We start from the raw sequence: 17,530 nt of genomic DNA on the forward strand, positions 1-17,530 counted from the left end.
GGGCTCCCGAGAGAGTGGCCGTGCGAAGGTCGGTCTCTGGGTTCATGCCTTTCGAATTTTCCACTCGAATTCACAACATTTCACAAAAATTCACACTGCGAAGATCGTCAGTCGAAAATCTCATTTCGTAGGCTCTGCATCAAAAGGGCCCCACCGTTTAAACTGCGCCTTTGCGATGCTATTTGTCGCATTGCCGACAACCTCGGCAAAACCCGGTTTGGCGCTATAAGAAGTTGTCGCTTGGCGACAATGCCGGACTGAAATCTGTCCTTACAATCCCCCCATCGCTCGCCAGTTTCAGGCAGGCGTACCTCTTCAGGAGACTCCGATGTCCGTTGAGCAAGCTCCGGTGCAACGCGCCGATTTCGACCAGGTAATGGTTCCCAACTACGCCCCCGCGGCTTTTATTCCCGTGCGAGGGGCGGGCTCTCGAGTCTGGGACCAGGCGGGGCGGGAGTTGGTCGATTTTGCCGGCGGGATTGCGGTCAATGTCCTGGGCCACGCGCATCCGGCGCTGGTCGGTGCGCTGACCGAGCAGGCCAACAATCTGTGGCACGTATCCAACGTTTTCACTAACGAGCCGGCCTTACGCCTGGCCAAAAAACTGGTGGACGCGACCTTCGCCGAGCGCGTGTTCTTTTGCAACTCCGGTGCCGAAGCCAACGAAGCCGCGTTCAAGCTGGCCCGTCGCGTGGCATTCGATCGTTTCGGTGCGGAAAAATACGAAATCATCGCTGCGCTCAACAGTTTTCACGGTCGCACGCTGTTCACCGTGAACGTCGGTGGCCAGTCGAAGTACTCCGACGGCTTCGGGCCGAAAATCACCGGCATCACCCATGTACCGTTCAATGACTTGGACGCGCTGAAAGCCGCTATCTCGGATAAGACCTGTGCCGTGGTGTTGGAGCCGATCCAGGGTGAGGGCGGCGTGCTGCCGGCCGAGCTGGCCTACCTGCAAGGGGCCCGCGCGCTGTGCGACCAGCACGACGCACTGTTGGTGTTCGACGAGGTACAAACCGGTATGGGCCGCAGCGGCAAGCTGTTCGCCTATATGCACTACGGCGTGACGCCGGACATTCTCACCAGTGCCAAGAGCCTGGGGGGCGGTTTCCCGATTGCCGCGATGCTCACCCGCGAAGCGCTGGCCAAGCACCTGGTGGTCGGCACCCATGGCACCACCTACGGCGGCAACCCGTTGGCATGTGCGGTCGGCAATGCGGTGATCGATGTGATCAACACCCCTGAAGTGCTCAATGGCGTCAATGCCAAGCACGCGGTATTCAAGACCCGCCTGGAGCAGATCGGCGCCAAGTACGGCCTGTTCAGCCAGGTTCGTGGCGTGGGCCTGTTGCTTGGCTGCGTGTTGGCCGATGCCTGGAAGGGCAAGGCCAAGGACGTGTTCAATGCGGCCGAGAAAGAAAATTTGATGATTCTGCAAGCCGGTCCGGATGTGATTCGTTTCGCTCCGAGCCTGGTGGTCGAGGATGTGGACATCAAGGAAGGCCTGGACCGTTTCGAGCGTGCCGTGGCCAGACTGACCCAGGGTTGATCGAGCCTGCTTGATCAACGCAAGCTTGATTGAAAGGTAGTAGCGCCGCCGTCGGCTCATGGAGTCGGCGACGCGCCGATTTTTTCGTGCCGGGCCAGCCCGGCATTTTTTCCTCTGTGTCGGCCGATTCAGCCGATCCGTTTTTAGTAAGGAGTGACACCATGCTGGTGATGCGCCCCGCGCAAATGGCTGACCTGGACGAGGTACGGCGTCTGGCCGCCGACAGCCCGATCGGTGTCACTTCCCTGCCGGACGACGAAGGCCGCCTGCGCGACAAGATCGCCGCGAGCGAAGCCTCGTTTGCCGCTGAAGTCAGCTTCAACGGCGAAGAAAGCTATTTCTTCGTGCTCGAGGACACTGCCACCGGCACGCTGGTCGGCTGCTCGGCGATCGTCGCCTCGGCCGGTTATTCGGAGCCGTTCTACAGTTTCCGCAATGAGACTTTTGTCCATGCATCGCGCGAGCTGAAGATCCACAACAAGATCCACGTGCTTTCCCAGTGCCATGACCTGACTGGCAACAGCTTGCTGACCAGCTTCTATGTGGTGCCGGAACTGGTGGGCTCGGCCTGGTCAGAGTTGAACTCCCGTGGTCGTCTATTGTTCGTCGCCAGTCACCCGGAGCGATTCGCCGATTCGGTGGTGACCGAGATCGTCGGCTATAGCGACGAGCATGGCGACTCGCCGTTCTGGGACGCCATTGGCCGCAACTTCTTCGACCTGAACTACGCCGAGGCCGAGCGCTTGTGCGGCGTGAAGAGTCGGACCTTCCTCGCCGAACTGATGCCGCATTACCCGATCTACGTTCCGCTGCTGCCAGACGCCGCCCAAGAAGCCATGGGACAAGTGCACCCGCGTGCGCAGATTACTTTCGACATCCTGATGCGCGAGGGTTTCGAGACCGATCATTACATCGATATTTTCGACGGTGGCCCAACCCTGCACGCGCGGGTCAGCGGGATCCGTTCGATTGCCCAGAGCCGCGTGGTGCCGGTGAAGATCGGTGAGAGCCAGGGCGGTGGTCGCCAATACCTGGTGTCCAATGCATTGTTGCAGGACTACCGCGCGGTGTTGTTGGCGCTCGATTATGCCCCCGGCAAGCCAGTCACCTTGGATCTGCAGGCCGCCGAAGCCTTGGGCGTCGGCGAAGGCGCCAGCGTGCGCCTGGTGGCAGTTTAAGGTCGGTATCGAAAGCAGCCTTACAGCGAGTTTCACGGGCGCCGTCTGTCGGCACCCGTTTGAGGAGATAGCATGATCGTTCGTCCTGTACGCAGCAGCGATTTACCCGCTCTGATCGACCTGGCCCGCAGCACCGGCACCGGCCTGACCACCTTGCCGGCCGATGAGCAGCGCTTGGCTCACCGCGTCGGCTGGGCGGAAAAAACCTTCCGGGGCGACGCTGGGCGCGGCGACGCGGATTACCTGTTCGTGCTCGAAGACGACAACGGTCGGGTCGTCGGTATTTCGGCGATTGCCGGTGCCGTCGGCTTGCGTGAGCCTTGGTACAACTTCCGGGTCGGTCTGACGGTCAGCGCCTCTCAGGAGCTGAACATCTACCGCGAGATCCCGACGCTGTTCCTGGCCAATGACCTGACGGGCAACTCGGAATTGTGTTCGCTGTTCCTGCATGCCGACTACCGCAACGGCCTCAACGGGCGGATGCTGGCCAAGGCGCGGATGCTGTTTATCGCCGAGTTCCCGCAACTGTTTGGCAACAAGATCATCGCCGAGATGCGCGGTATGTCCGACGCAGCCGGGCGTTCGCCGTTCTGGGAGAGCCTGGGCCGGCACTTCTTCAAGATGGAGTTCAGCCAGGCCGACTACCTGACGGGTGTTGGCAACAAGGCTTTCATCGCCGAACTGATGCCGAAGTTTCCTTTGTATACCTGCTTCCTCTCCGAGGATGCCCGAGCGGTGATCGGCAAGGTACACACCGACACCGAGCCGGCCCTGTCGATGCTCAGGAGCGAAGGCTTCAGCTACCAAGGCTATGTCGACATCTTCGACGCCGGCCCAGCGGTGGCGTGCGAAACCGGCAAGATCCGTGCGATACGCGACAGCCAGGCGCTGGTGCTGGCCATCGGTACGCCAGGCGATGACGCCATACCGTTCCTGATCCACAACCGCAAGCGCGAAGACTGCCGCATCACCGCCGCTCCCGCACGATTTGCGGCAGGCACGCTGGTGGTCGACCCATTGACCGCCAAACGTCTTCAATTGAGCGCGGGTGATCAGGTCCGCGCGGTTCCGTTGTCTGTTTCTCGGGAGTCGAAATAATGAGCACGCTTTACATCGCCGGCCAATGGCTTGCCGGCCAGGGCGAAGCTTTCGAGTCGTTGAATCCGGTGACCCAGCAGGTACTGTGGTCGGGCAATGGCGCCAGCTCGGCACAGGTCGAGCTGGCGGTACTGGCCGCCCGCGAGGCTTTCCCGAGCTGGGCCCGGCGCAGCCTGGATGAACGCATCGTGGTGCTCGAAGCCTTTGCCGCCAGCCTGAAAAGTCACGCCGAGGAACTGGCCCGATGCATTGGCGAGGAAACCGGCAAGCCTCTGTGGGAGTCGGCGACCGAAGTGACCAGCATGGTCAACAAGATCGCCATTTCGATTCAGAGTTACCGTGAGCGGACCGGCGAAAAGAGCGGCCCGCTGGGTGACGCCACTGCAGTATTGCGCCACAAGCCACACGGCGTGGTAGCGGTGTTCGGCCCTTACAACTTCCCAGGCCACCTGCCCAACGGTCATATCGTACCGGCGTTGCTGGCGGGTAACAGCGTGCTGTTCAAACCGAGTGAACTGACCCCGAAAGTCGCCGAGCTGACCGTCAAATGCTGGATCGAGGCCGGCCTGCCGGCAGGCGTGCTGAACCTGCTGCAAGGCGCTCGCGAAACCGGTATTGCCCTGGCGGCGAACCTGGGGATCGACGGCCTGTTCTTCACCGGTTCGAGCCGTACCGGCAATCACCTGCACCAGCAATTCACCGGGCGCCCGGACAAGATCCTGGCCTTGGAAATGGGGGGCAACAACCCGCTGGTGGTAGATCAAGTCCAAGACTTGGATGCAGCGGTCTACACCATTATCCAATCGGCCTTTATCTCGGCCGGTCAGCGCTGCACCTGCGCTCGCCGCCTGCTGGTGCCGCAAGGTGCCTGGGGCGACCGCTTGTTGGAGCGTCTGGTGCAAGTCAGCTCGACTATCGAAGTGGGTGCGTTCGATCAGCAGCCGGCACCGTTCATGGGCTCGGTGATTTCCCTGAGCGCCGCCCAGGCACTGATGGACGCGCAAGCGCAACTGCTGGGTAATGGTGCCGTGGCGCTGCTGGCAATGACTCAGCCCCAGGCCGGTGCGGCATTACTGACACCAGGGATTCTCGATGTGACGGCGGTAGCCGGGCGTCTCGATGAAGAGTTCTTCGGGCCGTTGCTGCAGGTGATCCGCTATGCCGATTTTGACGCGGCGATTGCCGAGGCCAACAATACCCGGTTCGGTCTGGCGGCTGGCCTGCTGTCGGATTCCGAGGCGCGCTACCGGCAGTTCTGGCTGGAAAGCCGGGCCGGGATCGTCAACTGGAACAAGCAATTGACCGGGGCCGCGAGCAGTGCGCCATTCGGTGGGGTCGGGGCGTCGGGTAATCATCGCGCCAGTGCCTATTACGCAGCGGATTATTGCGCGTACCCAGTGGCGTCGCTGGAAACGCCAAGCCTGACGGCACCGGCCAGCCTGACGCCGGGTGTTCGGCTTTGACCTCGAAAGCGGTCGCCATGCGCAGATGATTTGATGCTTATAAAAACAGATTCGTGGAGCCTCGCCGATGAAATCCTTTGAAGTCAATTTTGACGGTCTTGTAGGCCCGACCCATAACTATGGCGGCCTGTCCTACGGCAACGTCGCTTCCCAGAGCAATAGCCAGCAGGCTTCCAATCCGAAGGAAGCGGCCTTGCAAGGTCTGGCGAAGATGAAGGCGCTGATGGAGATGGGCTTTGTCCAGGGCGTACTCGCTCCCCAGGAACGCCCGGACGTCGCTGCCCTGCGCCGGCTCGGCTTTGCCGGCACGGACGCGCAAGTGATCGAGCAGGCGGCCAGACAGGCCATGCCGTTGTTGGTTGCCAGTTGCTCGGCCTCAAGCATGTGGGTGGCCAACGCCGGCACCGTCAGCCCGAGCGCCGACACTGCCGACGGTCGCGTGCACTTCACGGCGGCCAACCTGAACTGCAAGTACCACCGCAGTATCGAACACCCGACCACCAGCCGTGTGCTCGGTGCGATGTTCGCCGATAGCAAGCACTTTGCTCATCACGTCGCCTTGCCTGCCGTTGCCCAATTCGGCGACGAAGGCGCGGCCAACCACACGCGCTTTTGCCGTGAATACGGTGAGGCCGGTGTCGAATTCTTCGTATTCGGTCGCAGCGCCTTCGACACCCGCTACCCGGCACCGCAGAAATACCCGGCACGCCAGACACTCGAAGCCTCCCAGGCAGTCGCCCGCTTGCATGGCCTGAGCGATGAGGGTGTGGTCTATGCCCAGCAGAACCCGTCGGTGATTGACCAGGGCGTGTTCCACAACGATGTGATTGCGGTGGGTAACGGCGAGGTGCTGTTCTACCATGAGGACGCGTTCCTCGACACCGAGCGGGTGCTCGCTGAGCTGCGCGACAAGTTGGCCAAACGTGGCGGCAACTTCCAGGCGGTCTGCGTGCCGCGCGCCCTGGTGACGGTGGATGACGCGGTACGCTCCTACCTGTTCAACAGCCAACTGCTGACCCGTGCCGATGGCACGATGCTGCTGATCGTGCCGCAAGAGTGCCGTCAGAACGAACGCGTCTGGCAGTACCTTCAGGGCCTCACTGGTTCCGCCGGGTTGATCCGCGAGGTGAAAGTCTTCGACCTCAAGCAGAGCATGCAAAACGGTGGCGGGCCGGCGTGCCTGCGTCTGCGTGTGGCGTTGAATGAAACTGAGCTGGCGGCGGTCAATCCAGGGGTTATCATGACCGCGCCGTTGTACGACACGCTGACCCAATGGGTCGAAAAGCACTACCGCGACTCCCTGCGCGAAAGCGACCTGGCGGACCCTCGCTTGCTGCTGGAGTGCCGGACGGCACTGGATGAACTGACGCAGATCCTTAAACTGGGCGCGGTTTATCCATTCCAGATCAATTGAAAGCGCACACCCGGCCTCCGACGGAAGGTCGGGGTCCGGCTTTTCCTCCAGATGAGAGCACCACCATGAGCGATACCCTGCAGTTGATCCTTGAAGACACCGATGGCACTCAACTGGAAACCTCCTGCACGCGCGTTGCCGTGATATGGCAGGGCAAGGAGTTGTGGATTCAGCATGACGGTCGCGGCCAATTGCTGATTGGTGTCGATGTCGAGGAAGGCGACGCCGAATACGCCAACCTGCTGCTTCGTCCATTGGCGACTAATCTTGTAAGTCTGCAACTGGAGATGGAACCGGCCGATGCCGGTGACGACGATCACGTGCACGGCCCCGATTGCAACCACGCTCACTGATCAAGGAGCAGCACCCTATGCTCGCCCTCGGCAAACTGCTTGAACTGACCCTCGCCGGTCGCGAACCGGCGGAGAAGACTCAACTGACGGTCGAAGGCGTGCGGATGCGCTGGCTGAGTGAGGGCGCGCTGGAAGTGCGGCCTCCCGAGGCCAGGGACAACGGGCTGGACCTGCTGTTGTCCGCCGGTATCCACGGTAACGAAACGGCGCCGATCGAATTGCTCGATCGCCTGTTGCACGACATTGCCCGAGGCGACCTGAAGCCTCGAGCGCGCATTCTGTTCCTGTTCGGCAACCCCGAAGCGATGCGTCGCGGCGAGCGTTATATCGAGCAGGACGTCAATCGATTGTTCAACGGTCGTCATGAGCAAAGCAGTGGCAGCGAAGCGTTGCGGGCCTGCGAGCTGGAGCGGTTGGCGGCGAGCTTTTTCAGCCTGGCCGATCGCAACCGCCTGCACTACGACCTGCATACAGCCATTCGCGGTTCGAAGATCGAACAGTTCGCACTCTACCCGTACAAGGAAGGGCGTGCCCATTCGCGAGGCGAGTTGGCCCGCCTGCGCGCCGCCGGCATGTCAGCGGTACTGCTGCAGAACAAACCTTCCATCGTGTTCAGCAGCTACACCTACGACAAGCTGGGCGCCGAATCCTTTACCCTGGAACTGGGCAAGGCCCGGCCGTTCGGCCAAAACCAGGGCGTTGACGTTTCCCGCCTCGAGCGTTGCCTCAAGCAATTGATCGAGGGCACCGAGGTGGCTGTGGACGGAAACCTCGATGGGCTGCAACTGTTCAGCGTGGCACGGGAAATCATCAAGCACAGCGATTCCTTCCGGCTGCACCTGCCGGCGGATATCGAGAACTTCTCCGAGCTGCCCAAGGGCTACCTGCTTGCCGAGGACCTGGCAAGCAGTCGCTGGGTGGTGACAGAGCCGGGCGCGCGGATCATTTTCCCCAACCCGAAGGTGAAAAACGGCCTACGGGCGGGGATTCTGGTGGTGCCGTCCGGCGCTGAGGGCTTGATTTAGCGGCCTATACGGTGAGTTCGTTAGCTCAAGTTCGGATGTCGCCCGCCCATGGCCAGGGCGCTGTGACCACAGCCACGCAGGCCGGGCTGGTGGCGCCGAAATTGACTAAAGGAATTAGCGACATAGGCCACTAGTCGCCGCGGTATTGCTTGCGCGGCGCAATGCCGAACTCCCTACGCAAGCCGTTTTCGGTGAAAGCCTCGGGGTTGCTGTCCAGCGGCGGCGTCGCGGGGTTCCTGTCGAAGTCGAATGGCGGCACGTCAGCCTTCAATCCGACGGCCTGGAGTTCGCCGTTGGGTACACTTTGACGGGGCTTGTCCCCGTCCACGCCATCTTGGCCATAGCCTAGGAACATCGTCCCGGTGACGAAGTTATAGGCGTGGCACAACTCATGGTAAAGATGAACGACGCTGGTGACTTCCCCCTTGAGGAACGACGGGTCGTAGTACACCGTGCAGCCCTTGACCGGAATGCCGGCATGGCTGTCGCGGATAAACGGATGCTCGTCCTCGGACGGATCCTCGGGCCAGGAGCGGTTCGGGAAGCACATGCCGTTTTCCTCCTCGGTCAACTCCCTGATCACTACCGGCACGCCACTTTTTGCCTTGGCATCACCCAGAGCGCCGAGCAGTTGCTGGCCGTTACCGGAGCCCAGCAACAGCCGAAGATCGTCCTTGACTCGCTCCTGAAATTGCGGCGTGCCTTCGACCACCACACCGCAGGTGTCCAGCTCCTTGGCGGCAATGATAATGCCGGGGGCCTGGTGGATGCTTGAAGGCACCGGCCCATCGGCTGCATAGGCGTTGAACACCTGCGTATCGGGGCCCAACCGGTCGATGAAGTCCACGCCGGTGCCGGTGTAGAGTGTATTGCGGTCGGGGCCGGGGGTGATTTGATCATTACCATCGGAGCCGCTGAGCACGTTATGGCCTTTGCCGCCCAGCAATACATCGTCGCCCTGGCCTCCATCCATAAAGCAGGCGCCTTCTGCGCCGACCAGGATGTCGTGACCCTTGCCACCATAGGCCGTCATGGGGCCGCTACCTTGGGCAATAACAACGTCATCGCCCTCTCCGGCCTCGATATAGCTGGCGCCGGAGTGGGTGAAGACCCGATCATTGCCGAGGCCTGCGTCGACTTTGGTGAAACCGCCGCCGCAGTGTATTCGGTCGTCTCCGCTGCCCGATTCGATGAAGACAGTGATCTTCACATGGTCGTCTACTCGGATGTTGTCATCGCCGCCTGCCGTGCGCAGCACGATGACTTGTCCGGAGGAGGCCATTTTCAAGTGGTAGCGCTGGTCATTGATGTCAATGACCGGATGATCGGTTCGGTACAGGTGCACCTGGTCGGTGCTGTCACGAGTGGTGAAGACCAGGTGATCGGTGGGACCCCGATAGTTGGGCGGCGCCTCGAGCTTCTGGCGGTGCACCGTGGCCGTGGTGTCTCTATGGAGCGTGTGCTCGTAGGTGACTCGCTGGTCGTCGGGGTACTGATCCAGGGACTTCCTGGAGGGTTGGGCATCTTCTTGGTTGCCGTCGATCCAATGTTCATTGCCGGGTAGGACGGGAATCTCCGGACCGAGTCGGGAAAAGTCGTTCATGCTTGGGTGTCTCCGCAGTCGATGGATGTCGAGAGCCCTGGGAGGGCACTGTCGAATCCACTTAAGCGCATTGGCGCCGTCGGGAGAGGGTAGATAGTTATGACCTGCCGGCCGGGGCCGGCAGGTGGGGGGATCAGACCGCCAGTTTCTGCGGCACCGGGCGCGGCAGGGCGCGCAGTTTGCTCAGAGTGTCGGCACAGGTTTTCGCAGCTTCCTGGCCCTTGTGCGCAAAGTGATCGAAGAAGAACTTCTGGTGCTCTTCACCTGCGTGGAAGTGGTGTGGAGTCAGCACGACTGAAAACACCGGCACTTCGGTATCCAGCTGGACCTGCATCAAGCCATCGATCACCGCCGTGGCGACGAAGTCGTGGCGGTAGATTCCGCCATCGACCACCAGGCCGGCGGCGACAATACCGGCATAACCGCCGGAGCGCGCCAGCAGCTTGGCATGCAGGGGAATTTCGAAGGCGCCGCCGACTTCAAAGAAATCGATATCGCTTTCCTGGTAACCCAGCTTGGCGATTTGGGCGACGAAGCCGAAGCGCGCCTGATCAACGATGTCTTTGTGCCAGCAAGCTTGGATGAACGCGATACGTTGAGTGTGATGAAGAGTGGTGGGTTGCATCTGTTCTGACTCCTGTTTATGTGAAAAACAGGGCGTTATGAATCGAAGGGGATTTAAGGGTACGTTCAGCTTGGCTGTAGATGCTGGCAAGCATGCACACGGCGATTCTGTGGACGGCCCTTTGGTGTCAATCCCGTTCTCTCTTCATCCGGACTATGACCGTCGGCCCCGGAATCACACCGGGTCTGCTGACCTTGTCGAGGGACCGTCGAGACCGTCCACTACGCCAAGCGCTCGCGGGCTATGCGCATCGTGCGCCATTACCGCCGGTGGGGAATTACACCCCGCCCTGAGAACGTTGCCGGCAGATTTTCTGGCGGCGCCAGATTTTTACCATATATTTCACAGGTACGCATGTGGCCTTTTACGATAATAATCATCGAATTTTTGTGGTGAATCACCCGCGTGTTTTGTAGCGGAGCTTGATTATCCTTCGCCAAAACCGCAGTAATTACTTTCGAAAGGGATGTATCCGACACCAGTGCTCCATAGCCGAGGCCTGTTTCATGACTGTTATCGATCTTCGTAGCGACACCGTTACCCAACCCAGCGCCGGTATGCGCGAGGCCATGGCGAATGCGCCCCTGGGGGATGATGTGTATGGCGAAGATCCGTCGGTCAATCGGCTGGAAAGCGAGTTGGCCGATCGACTGGGCTTCGCCAGAGCGCTCTTCGTGCCCACCGGAACCATGAGTAATCTGCTGGGATTGATGGCTCATTGCGCGCGCGGCGAGGAATACATCGTTGGTCAGCAATGCCATACCTATAAATATGAAGGCGGCGGCGCTGCGGTGCTCGGCTCGATCCAGCCGCAACCGCTTGAGGTCCAGGCCGACGGCTCGCTGGACCTGGCGCAAGTCATGGCAGCGATCAAGCCTGATGACTTCCATTTTGCGCGCACCCGCCTGCTGGCCCTGGAAAACACCATGCAAGGCAAAGTCCTGCCGCTGGAGTATCTGGCGGCGGCCCGCCGTCTGACCCAGGAGCAGGGGTTGGCGCTGCACCTGGACGGTGCGCGGCTGTATAACGCGGCGGTCAAGTTGGGGATTGACGCACGGGACATCACCCGCCACTTCGATTCGGTCTCGGTCTGTCTGTCCAAAGGGTTGGGAGCGCCGGCCGGTTCGGTGCTGTGTGGCAGCGAGGAACTGATCGGCAAGGCGCGGCGCCTGCGCAAGATGGTCGGTGGCGGCATGCGTCAGGCCGGTTTGCTGGCGGCGGCGGGACTGTATGCACTGGATCATCAGGTCCAGCGCCTGGCTGACGATCATGCTAATTCAGTGCATCTGGCGCAGGGGTTGCGTGAAGCAGGTTATCGGATCGAGCCGGTACAGACCAACATGGTCTACGCCGATCTTGGTGAGCGGGCAGATGCGCTCAAGGCGTTTGCCGCCGAGCGCGGGGTTCGGTTGAGCGCCGCGCCGCGCTTGCGGATGGTCACCCACATGGACATCGACCGGGCACAAATCGAGCAGGTGGTTGCGGTATTTGCCGAATTTAACCGTCAATCAACCTGCAGGCCGTCTAATTGACGACTTCTATCGTATAAACACACTGTACCCGAGGCAAAGGGCCGATATAATGCGGCCCTTTGCAAGTCGCCAGTCCATTTGACGTGATGCACTTGCCTTCGGCCGCAGACTCCGTGGAAGAACCTATGAAAAGCGCAGAAATCCGTGAAGCCTTCCTTCGTTTCTTCGAACAGCAAGGCCACACCCGTGTCGCCTCCAGCTCTTTGATTCCGGGCAACGACCCCACCCTGCTGTTTACTAACGCGGGAATGAACCAGTTCAAGGATTGTTTTCTGGGTCAGGAAAAGCGCGCGTACACCCGCGCTGTCAGCAGCCAGAAGTGCGTGCGTGCCGGTGGCAAGCACAATGACTTGGAAAACGTCGGTTACACCGCCCGTCACCACACCTTTTTCGAAATGCTGGGCAATTTCAGTTTCGGCGACTACTTCAAGCGTGACGCGATCACCTTCGCCTGGACCTTCCTGACCTCGGACAAATGGCTGAATCTGCCGAAGGAAAAGCTCTGGGTCACCGTCTACGCCAGCGATGACGAAGCCTACGATATCTGGACCCAGGAAGTCGGCGTGCCGGCCGAGCGGATGGTCCGCATCGGCGACAACAAAGGTGCGCCTTACGCGTCCGACAACTTCTGGACCATGGGCGATACCGGTCCGTGCGGCCCTTGCACGGAGATTTTCTACGACCACGGCGCCGACATCTGGGGCGGCCCACCCGGCTCGCCGGAAGAAGACGGTGACCGTTACATCGAGATCTGGAACAACGTCTTCATGCAGTTCAACCGCACCGCCGATGGCGTGTTGCATCCATTGCCGGCACCCTCGGTGGACACCGGCATGGGCCTGGAGCGGATCAGTGCGGTACTGCAACACGTTCACTCCAACTATGAAATCGACCTGTTCCAGAGCCTGCTGAGCGCTTCGGCCCAGGCCATCGGTTGTGCCAATGACAACCAGGCTTCGCTGAAAGTGGTTGCCGATCACATTCGCTCCTGCGGTTTCCTGATTGCCGACGGCGTGTTGCCGTCCAACGAAGGTCGCGGTTACGTGCTGCGTCGGATCATTCGTCGCGCCTGCCGTCACGGCAACAAGTTGGGAGCCAAGGGCAGCTTCTTCTACCAGATTGTTGCCGCGCTGGTGGCCGAAATGGGCGCCGCTTTCCCCGAACTGAAGTCCCAACAGGCGCATATCGAGCGTGTGCTGAAGGCTGAAGAAGAGCAATTCGCCAAGACCCTGGAGCAGGGCCTGAAGATCCTCGAGCAGGACCTGGCAGAGCTCAAGGGCAACGTGGTTCCGGGGGACGTGGTGTTCAAGCTGTACGACACCTATGGTTTCCCGATGGACCTGACCGGCGACATCGCCCGCGAACGCAACCTCATCCTCGACGAGGCCGGTTTTGAGCGCGAGATGGAAGCCCAGCGGGTGCGCGCGCGCTCCGCCAGTTCCTTCGGCATGGACTACAACAGCCTGGTCAAGGTCGATGTGGCCACCGCGTTCACCGGCTACAGCGCCACCCGTGGGGCGGCGAAAGTGATCGCGCTCTATAAAGAAGGGCAGTCGGTCGACGTCTTGAATGAAGGTGAAGAGGGCGTTGTGATCCTGAACCAGACGCCGTTCTACGCCGAGTCGGGCGGCCAGGTCGGCGATTGCGGTTATCTGCAGGCGGCTACCGGTCGCTTCGATGTCCGTGATACCACTAAGACCGGCGGGGCGTTCCTGCACCATGGTGTGCTGGCCCTGGGGAACTTGTTGGTCGGCGCCGAGGTTGACACCGAGGTCGCCGCCCAAGTGCGTCATGCCACCTCGCTGAACCACTCTGCCACTCACCTGCTGCACGCCGCCTTGCGCCAGGTATTGGGCGAGCATGTCCAGCAGAAGGGTTCGCTGGTCGACAGTCAGCGCCTGCGCTTCGATTTCAGCCACTTCGAAGCGATCAAGCCTGAGCAGATCAAGGCCCTGGAAGACATCGTCAACGCCGAAATCCGCAAGAACTCGGCGGTGGAAACCGAAGAAACCGATATCGACACGGCCAAGAAGAAGGGTGCACTGGCGCTGTTCGGCGAGAAGTACGGTGACAGTGTTCGCGTACTGAGCATGGGCGGGGATTTCTCCGTCGAGCTGTGCGGCGGTATTCACGCCAACCGTACCGGTGACATCGGCCTGCTGAAAATCGTCAGCGAAGGAGGCGTGGCATCGGGGGTACGGCGCATCGAGGCGGTTACCGGTGCCGTGGCGCTGGCCTACCTGAACGCCGCCGAAGAACAACTCAAGGAAGCGGCGAACCTGATCAAGGGCAGTCGCGACAACTTGATCGACAAGCTGTCGGCTGTGCTGGAGCGCAACCGCCTGCTGGAAAAACAGCTCGAGCAATTGCAGGCCAAGGCGGCCAGCGCAGCGGGTGACGATCTGTCGGCGCAGGCGCTGGACGTCAAGGGCGTGAAAGTCCTGGCCGCGCGTCTGGATGGCCAGGATGGTAAGGCCTTGCTGGCACTGGTCGATCAATTGAAAAACAAACTCGGCCGCGCGGTGATCCTGCTCGGCAGTGTCCATGAGGAACGGGTCGTTCTGGTCGCAGGCGTGACCAAGGACCTGACCGGCCAACTCAAAGCCGGTGATCTGATGAAACAAGCCGCTGCGGCGGTGGGCGGGAAGGGGGGAGGTCGTCCAGACATGGCGCAAGGCGGTGGTATCGACGCCGCGGCACTGGACTCGGCACTGGCCCTGACCGTGCCATTTGTCGAGCAGGGTGTTTAAGGCCTCGCCAATGCCCATCGTCTAGTGGTGGGCAACGGGGCTGTGGTTTGAATGATTAATGGGCGCCCCTTTACGGGCTGAGGCGGCTTAGAAAATGGCTTTGATCGTACAGAAGTTTGGAGGCACCTCGGTCGGCACTGTCGAGAGAATCGAGCAGGTTGCCGACAAGGTTAAGAAATTCCGCGAAGCCGGCGATGACCTGGTGGTTGTGCTGTCTGCGATGAGCGGCGAAACCAACCGCCTGATCGATCTGGCCAAACAAATCAGTGGCGAAAACCAGCCGGTTCCCCGTGAGCTGGATGTGATCGTTTCCACCGGTGAACAAGTGACCATTGCGTTGCTGACCATGGCACTGATCAAGCGTGGTGTACCGGCGGTGTCCTACACCGGTAACCAGGTGCGGATCCTGACAGACAGCGCGCACAATAAAGCACGTATTCTGCAGATCGACGATCAGAAGATTCGCGCCGACCTGAAGGAAGGTCGTGTGGTTGTTGTCGCCGGTTTCCAGGGCGTCGACGAGAACGGCAATATCACCACCCTCGGTCGTGGTGGTTCCGATACCACTGGCGTGGCACTGGCGGCGGCCCTGAAGGCCGACGAGTGTCAGATCTACACCGACGTCGATGGCGTCTACACCACTGACCCGCGCGTCGTTTCCTCGGCCCAACGCCTGGACAAGATCACCTTTGAAGAGATGCTGGAAATGGCCAGCCTCGGTTCCAAGGTGCTGCAGATCCGCGCGGTCGAGTTTGCCGGCAAGTACAACGTTCCGCTGCGCGTCCTGCACAGCTTTAAGGAGGGTCCGGGTACCCTCATTACTATTGATGAAGAGGAATCCATGGAACAGCCGATCATTTCCGGCATCGCCTTCAACCGCGATGAAGCTAAGCTGACCATCCGTGGCGTGCCTGATATTCCGGGGGTGGCCTTCAAGATTCTCGGCCCAATCAGCGCCGCTAACATCGAAGTCGACATGATTGTGCAGAACGTCGCGCACGATAACACCACCGACTTCACCTTCACCGTTCACCGCAACGATTACCAGGCGGCGCAAACCGTGTTGGAAAACACCGCGCGTGAAATCGGTGCGCGGGAAGTGATCGGCGATACCAAGATCGCCAAAGTATCGATCGTCGGTGTCGGCATGCGCTCCCATGCGGGCGTGGCCAGCCGCATGTTCGAGGCCCTAGCGAAGGAAAGCATCAATATCCAGATGATTTCGACGTCCGAAATCAAGGTTTCGGTGGTTATCGAAGAAAAATACCTGGAGTTGGCCGTGCGTGCGTTGCACACGGCATTTGAACTCGATGCCCCGGCTCGCCAAGGCGAGTGATGCGTTATCCCAAAGGGCGCGGCTGAACCGCGCCCTTTGTGTTTTTTTGCTCGACGCGATCAAACGCTGTTCTTTTGCTCGTGCTCGTCAATACTTAGGTGCGTAGGGCTATGGCTATTTAGCATGTAGGCCGAAACTTTTTTTGCAGACTGTGTTGTCCCTGAACTGAAATGCGTGAGGAGATAGGTATGCTGATTCTGACTCGTCGGTGCGCAGAAAGCCTGATCATTGGTGATGGTGAAATCACTGTGACCGTGCTCGGCGTCAAAGGAAATCAAGTGCGTATAGGCGTCAACGCTCCCAAGGAGGTGGCTGTGCACCGTGAGGAAATCTACCTGCGGATCAAGAAAGAGAAGGACGAAGAACCAAGCCATTAATTTTTATCGTTTTTTTTGTTTGCAAACGGGGGGAAAGCTGGTTAATATACGCCCCGTGTTGCGGAGAGCTGGCCGAGTGGCCGAAGGCGCTCCCCTGCTAAGGGAGTACACCTCAAAAGGGTGTCGGGGGTTCGAATCCCCCGTTCTCCGCCATTATTCGTTTAGTGCGTTGTGATCTGGCTTATTCTGTAAGTTTTTGAAATTACTAGAAAAAGTGCTTTACAAAGAGATCTGGCGACCTATAATGCGCGGCAACAAATGCACTCGTAGCTCAGCTGGATAGAGTACTCGGCTACGAACCGAGCGGTCACAGGTTCGAATCCTGTCGAGTGCACCATTTAAGCGTCGTTGGTAGCGATACAAACAACGTGGCTTCAACCAGTGGTGATCTGGTATAAAAACACACTTGCACTCGTAGCTCAGCTGGATAGAGTACTCGGCTACGAACCGAGCGGTCACAGGTTCGAATCCTGTCGAGTGCACCATACACCAAAAAGCCCGCACTGGTTGCGGGCTTTTTGCTGGCTAGCGTTTGACGCAGCCCTTCTCATCGAACAGTACCAGACTGCTGCGGCCTTTTTTCAGGTTGTAGTGATAGCGCATGACACTGTTGCTCGTACTGATCCGGTCCGGCCTGCCCAGGGCGCTTTCCACTTCCAGGCGATTCATGCCGGGGCGCACCTGTTGCTGGATAATGGCCTGACGCCTGACCTTGGCATCGAGTTGATTGCCGCATCCATCGTCGTGTTCGCCGATTACGGTAAATCCCCGAGGGGCGGTACTTGGTTCTTTTGGTGGCGACTTCGGTGTGGCGGTACGAGTTTCGCCGCCAGGTGGGGGGTTGTCGGCACGCAGGATCTGCAGGTTCTGGTTTTGTGTGCAGCCCAGCGTGGTGAAAGTGATATGGCCGCTGGCGTCTTCGCAACGCTGGACGATGGCCGCGCTTGCGCAGGAGGATAGGTGAAGCGTGAGGGGGATCAACAGATACCAGGCTCTAGTGGGCATTGGAAGTCTTCCGTGACAGTCTTCAATCGAGCCTAGCCGCTGACTTTTTCATCGAGCGTGTGTTTTCTTTTCAGGATGAGTCGTCGCAGTGGAAAGCCGCCGAAGAATGCCTGGTTTTGTCTCGCAAGCGCTTGTTCTTGCCAAGATTTTTGCCGTTAAAGCGTCTGAGGCAGTGTATGATTACGCCTGTCAGCCCCGCCGGGGCTTGTGGAATACCTCCAT

14 protein-coding genes, 3 tRNA genes and 1 riboswitch are annotated in these 17,530 nt (G+C 59.9%); of the genes, 14 read left to right on the forward strand and 3 right to left on the reverse strand.

What is annotated here, in order from left to right; genetic code table 11:
- Positions 1-328 precede the first annotated feature (328 nt).
- The 7 genes from BMX68_RS22985 to astE all read left to right on the forward strand — a co-directional run bounded on the left by BMX68_RS22985 (position 329) and on the right by astE (position 8,080).
- Positions 329-1,549, forward strand: a complete 1,221-nt coding sequence (locus tag BMX68_RS22985; RefSeq protein WP_017131583.1) for an aspartate aminotransferase family protein — start codon at positions 329-331, stop codon at positions 1,547-1,549.
- Between the two features lie 161 nt (positions 1,550-1,710).
- Positions 1,711-2,727 (forward strand): arginine/ornithine succinyltransferase subunit alpha, encoded by a 1,017-nt coding sequence (aruF, locus tag BMX68_RS22990; protein WP_017131584.1) that lies wholly within the window; start codon positions 1,711-1,713, stop codon positions 2,725-2,727.
- Between the two features lie 72 nt (positions 2,728-2,799).
- The gene (astA, locus tag BMX68_RS22995; protein WP_017131585.1) at positions 2,800-3,825 is read left to right on the forward strand and encodes an arginine N-succinyltransferase; all 1,026 of its coding nucleotides are present in this window, start codon (positions 2,800-2,802) and stop codon (positions 3,823-3,825) included.
- The gene (gene astD / locus BMX68_RS23000; RefSeq protein WP_167375456.1) at positions 3,822-5,288 is read left to right on the forward strand and encodes a succinylglutamate-semialdehyde dehydrogenase; all 1,467 of its coding nucleotides are present in this window, start codon (positions 3,822-3,824) and stop codon (positions 5,286-5,288) included. The genes astA and astD overlap by 4 nt, the downstream gene beginning before the upstream one ends.
- A 67-nt stretch (positions 5,289-5,355) precedes the next feature.
- Positions 5,356-6,702, forward strand: a complete 1,347-nt coding sequence (gene astB / locus BMX68_RS23005) for an N-succinylarginine dihydrolase (RefSeq protein WP_017131587.1) — start codon at positions 5,356-5,358, stop codon at positions 6,700-6,702.
- A 65-nt stretch (positions 6,703-6,767) separates the two neighbouring features.
- Positions 6,768-7,055: a hypothetical protein gene (locus BMX68_RS23010; protein WP_017131588.1), complete on the forward strand. Its 288-nt coding sequence runs from the start codon at positions 6,768-6,770 to the stop codon at positions 7,053-7,055.
- A gap of 17 nt (positions 7,056-7,072) precedes the next feature.
- Positions 7,073-8,080, forward strand: coding sequence for a succinylglutamate desuccinylase (astE, locus tag BMX68_RS23015; RefSeq protein ID WP_017131589.1), 1,008 nt, complete (start codon positions 7,073-7,075; stop codon positions 8,078-8,080).
- A gap of 130 nt (positions 8,081-8,210) precedes the next feature.
- Here astE and BMX68_RS23020 read toward each other — a convergent pair whose 3' ends face one another.
- Entirely contained in the window at positions 8,211-9,683 is a 1,473-nt protein-coding gene (locus BMX68_RS23020; protein ID WP_017131590.1) for a M91 family zinc metallopeptidase, read from the reverse strand.
- A gap of 133 nt (positions 9,684-9,816) precedes the next feature.
- Positions 9,817-10,308: a 6,7-dimethyl-8-ribityllumazine synthase gene (locus tag BMX68_RS23025; protein ID WP_060782670.1), complete on the reverse strand. Its 492-nt coding sequence runs from the start codon at positions 10,306-10,308 to the stop codon at positions 9,817-9,819.
- A gap of 131 nt (positions 10,309-10,439) precedes the next feature.
- Positions 10,440-10,609: riboswitch (FMN riboswitch) on the reverse strand.
- 205 nt (positions 10,610-10,814) lie between these two features.
- On the opposite strand from BMX68_RS23025, the gene ltaE reads away from it, so the two are divergent.
- The 7 genes from ltaE (at position 10,815) to BMX68_RS23060 (ending at position 16,788) form a co-directional block, all read left to right on the forward strand.
- Positions 10,815-11,840, forward strand: coding sequence for a low-specificity L-threonine aldolase (gene ltaE / locus BMX68_RS23030; protein WP_017131591.1), 1,026 nt, complete (start codon positions 10,815-10,817; stop codon positions 11,838-11,840).
- 125 nt (positions 11,841-11,965) lie between these two features.
- On the forward strand, positions 11,966-14,590 hold the full coding sequence (gene alaS, locus BMX68_RS23035) for an alanine--tRNA ligase (protein ID WP_017131592.1): 2,625 nt from the start codon (positions 11,966-11,968) through the stop codon (positions 14,588-14,590).
- 94 nt (positions 14,591-14,684) lie between these two features.
- Entirely contained in the window at positions 14,685-15,926 is a 1,242-nt protein-coding gene (locus BMX68_RS23040) for an aspartate kinase (protein WP_017131593.1), read from the forward strand.
- 188 nt (positions 15,927-16,114) lie between these two features.
- Positions 16,115-16,303: a carbon storage regulator CsrA gene (gene csrA, locus BMX68_RS23045; RefSeq protein ID WP_002554426.1), complete on the forward strand. Its 189-nt coding sequence runs from the start codon at positions 16,115-16,117 to the stop codon at positions 16,301-16,303.
- A gap of 62 nt (positions 16,304-16,365) precedes the next feature.
- Positions 16,366-16,456 (forward strand) — tRNA-Ser (locus BMX68_RS23050).
- Positions 16,457-16,563: 107 nt separating this feature from the next.
- Positions 16,564-16,640 (forward strand) — tRNA-Arg (locus BMX68_RS23055).
- Positions 16,641-16,711: 71 nt separating this feature from the next.
- Positions 16,712-16,788: transfer RNA gene (locus BMX68_RS23060), tRNA-Arg, on the forward strand.
- A gap of 40 nt (positions 16,789-16,828) precedes the next feature.
- Here BMX68_RS23060 and BMX68_RS23065 read toward each other — a convergent pair.
- On the reverse strand, positions 16,829-17,308 hold the full coding sequence (locus BMX68_RS23065) for an outer membrane protein assembly factor BamE (RefSeq protein ID WP_017131594.1): 480 nt from the start codon (positions 17,306-17,308) through the stop codon (positions 16,829-16,831).
- Positions 17,309-17,530 lie beyond the last annotated feature (222 nt).

The sequence above is a fragment of the Pseudomonas agarici genome (genome assembly GCF_900109755.1).
Taxonomy (GTDB): Bacteria; Pseudomonadota; Gammaproteobacteria; order Pseudomonadales; family Pseudomonadaceae; genus Aquipseudomonas; species Aquipseudomonas agarici.

Coding starts and splice junctions, on each gene's coding strand:
- BMX68_RS22985 (WP_017131583.1), top strand. CDS start 329: ATGTCCGTTGAGCAAGCTCCGGTGCAACGCGCCGATTTCGACCAGGTA.
- aruF (WP_017131584.1), top strand. CDS start 1,711: ATGCTGGTGATGCGCCCCGCGCAAATGGCTGACCTGGACGAGGTACGG.
- astA (WP_017131585.1), top strand. CDS start 2,800: ATGATCGTTCGTCCTGTACGCAGCAGCGATTTACCCGCTCTGATCGAC.
- astB (WP_017131587.1), top strand. CDS start 5,356: ATGAAATCCTTTGAAGTCAATTTTGACGGTCTTGTAGGCCCGACCCAT.
- BMX68_RS23010 (WP_017131588.1), top strand. CDS start 6,768: ATGAGCGATACCCTGCAGTTGATCCTTGAAGACACCGATGGCACTCAA.
- astE (WP_017131589.1), top strand. CDS start 7,073: ATGCTCGCCCTCGGCAAACTGCTTGAACTGACCCTCGCCGGTCGCGAA.
- BMX68_RS23020 (WP_017131590.1), bottom strand. CDS start 9,683: ATGAACGACTTTTCCCGACTCGGTCCGGAGATTCCCGTCCTACCCGGC.
- BMX68_RS23025 (WP_060782670.1), bottom strand. CDS start 10,308: ATGCAACCCACCACTCTTCATCACACTCAACGTATCGCGTTCATCCAA.
- ltaE (WP_017131591.1), top strand. CDS start 10,815: ATGACTGTTATCGATCTTCGTAGCGACACCGTTACCCAACCCAGCGCC.
- alaS (WP_017131592.1), top strand. CDS start 11,966: ATGAAAAGCGCAGAAATCCGTGAAGCCTTCCTTCGTTTCTTCGAACAG.
- BMX68_RS23040 (WP_017131593.1), top strand. CDS start 14,685: ATGGCTTTGATCGTACAGAAGTTTGGAGGCACCTCGGTCGGCACTGTC.
- csrA (WP_002554426.1), top strand. CDS start 16,115: ATGCTGATTCTGACTCGTCGGTGCGCAGAAAGCCTGATCATTGGTGAT.
- BMX68_RS23065 (WP_017131594.1), bottom strand. CDS start 17,308: ATGCCCACTAGAGCCTGGTATCTGTTGATCCCCCTCACGCTTCACCTA.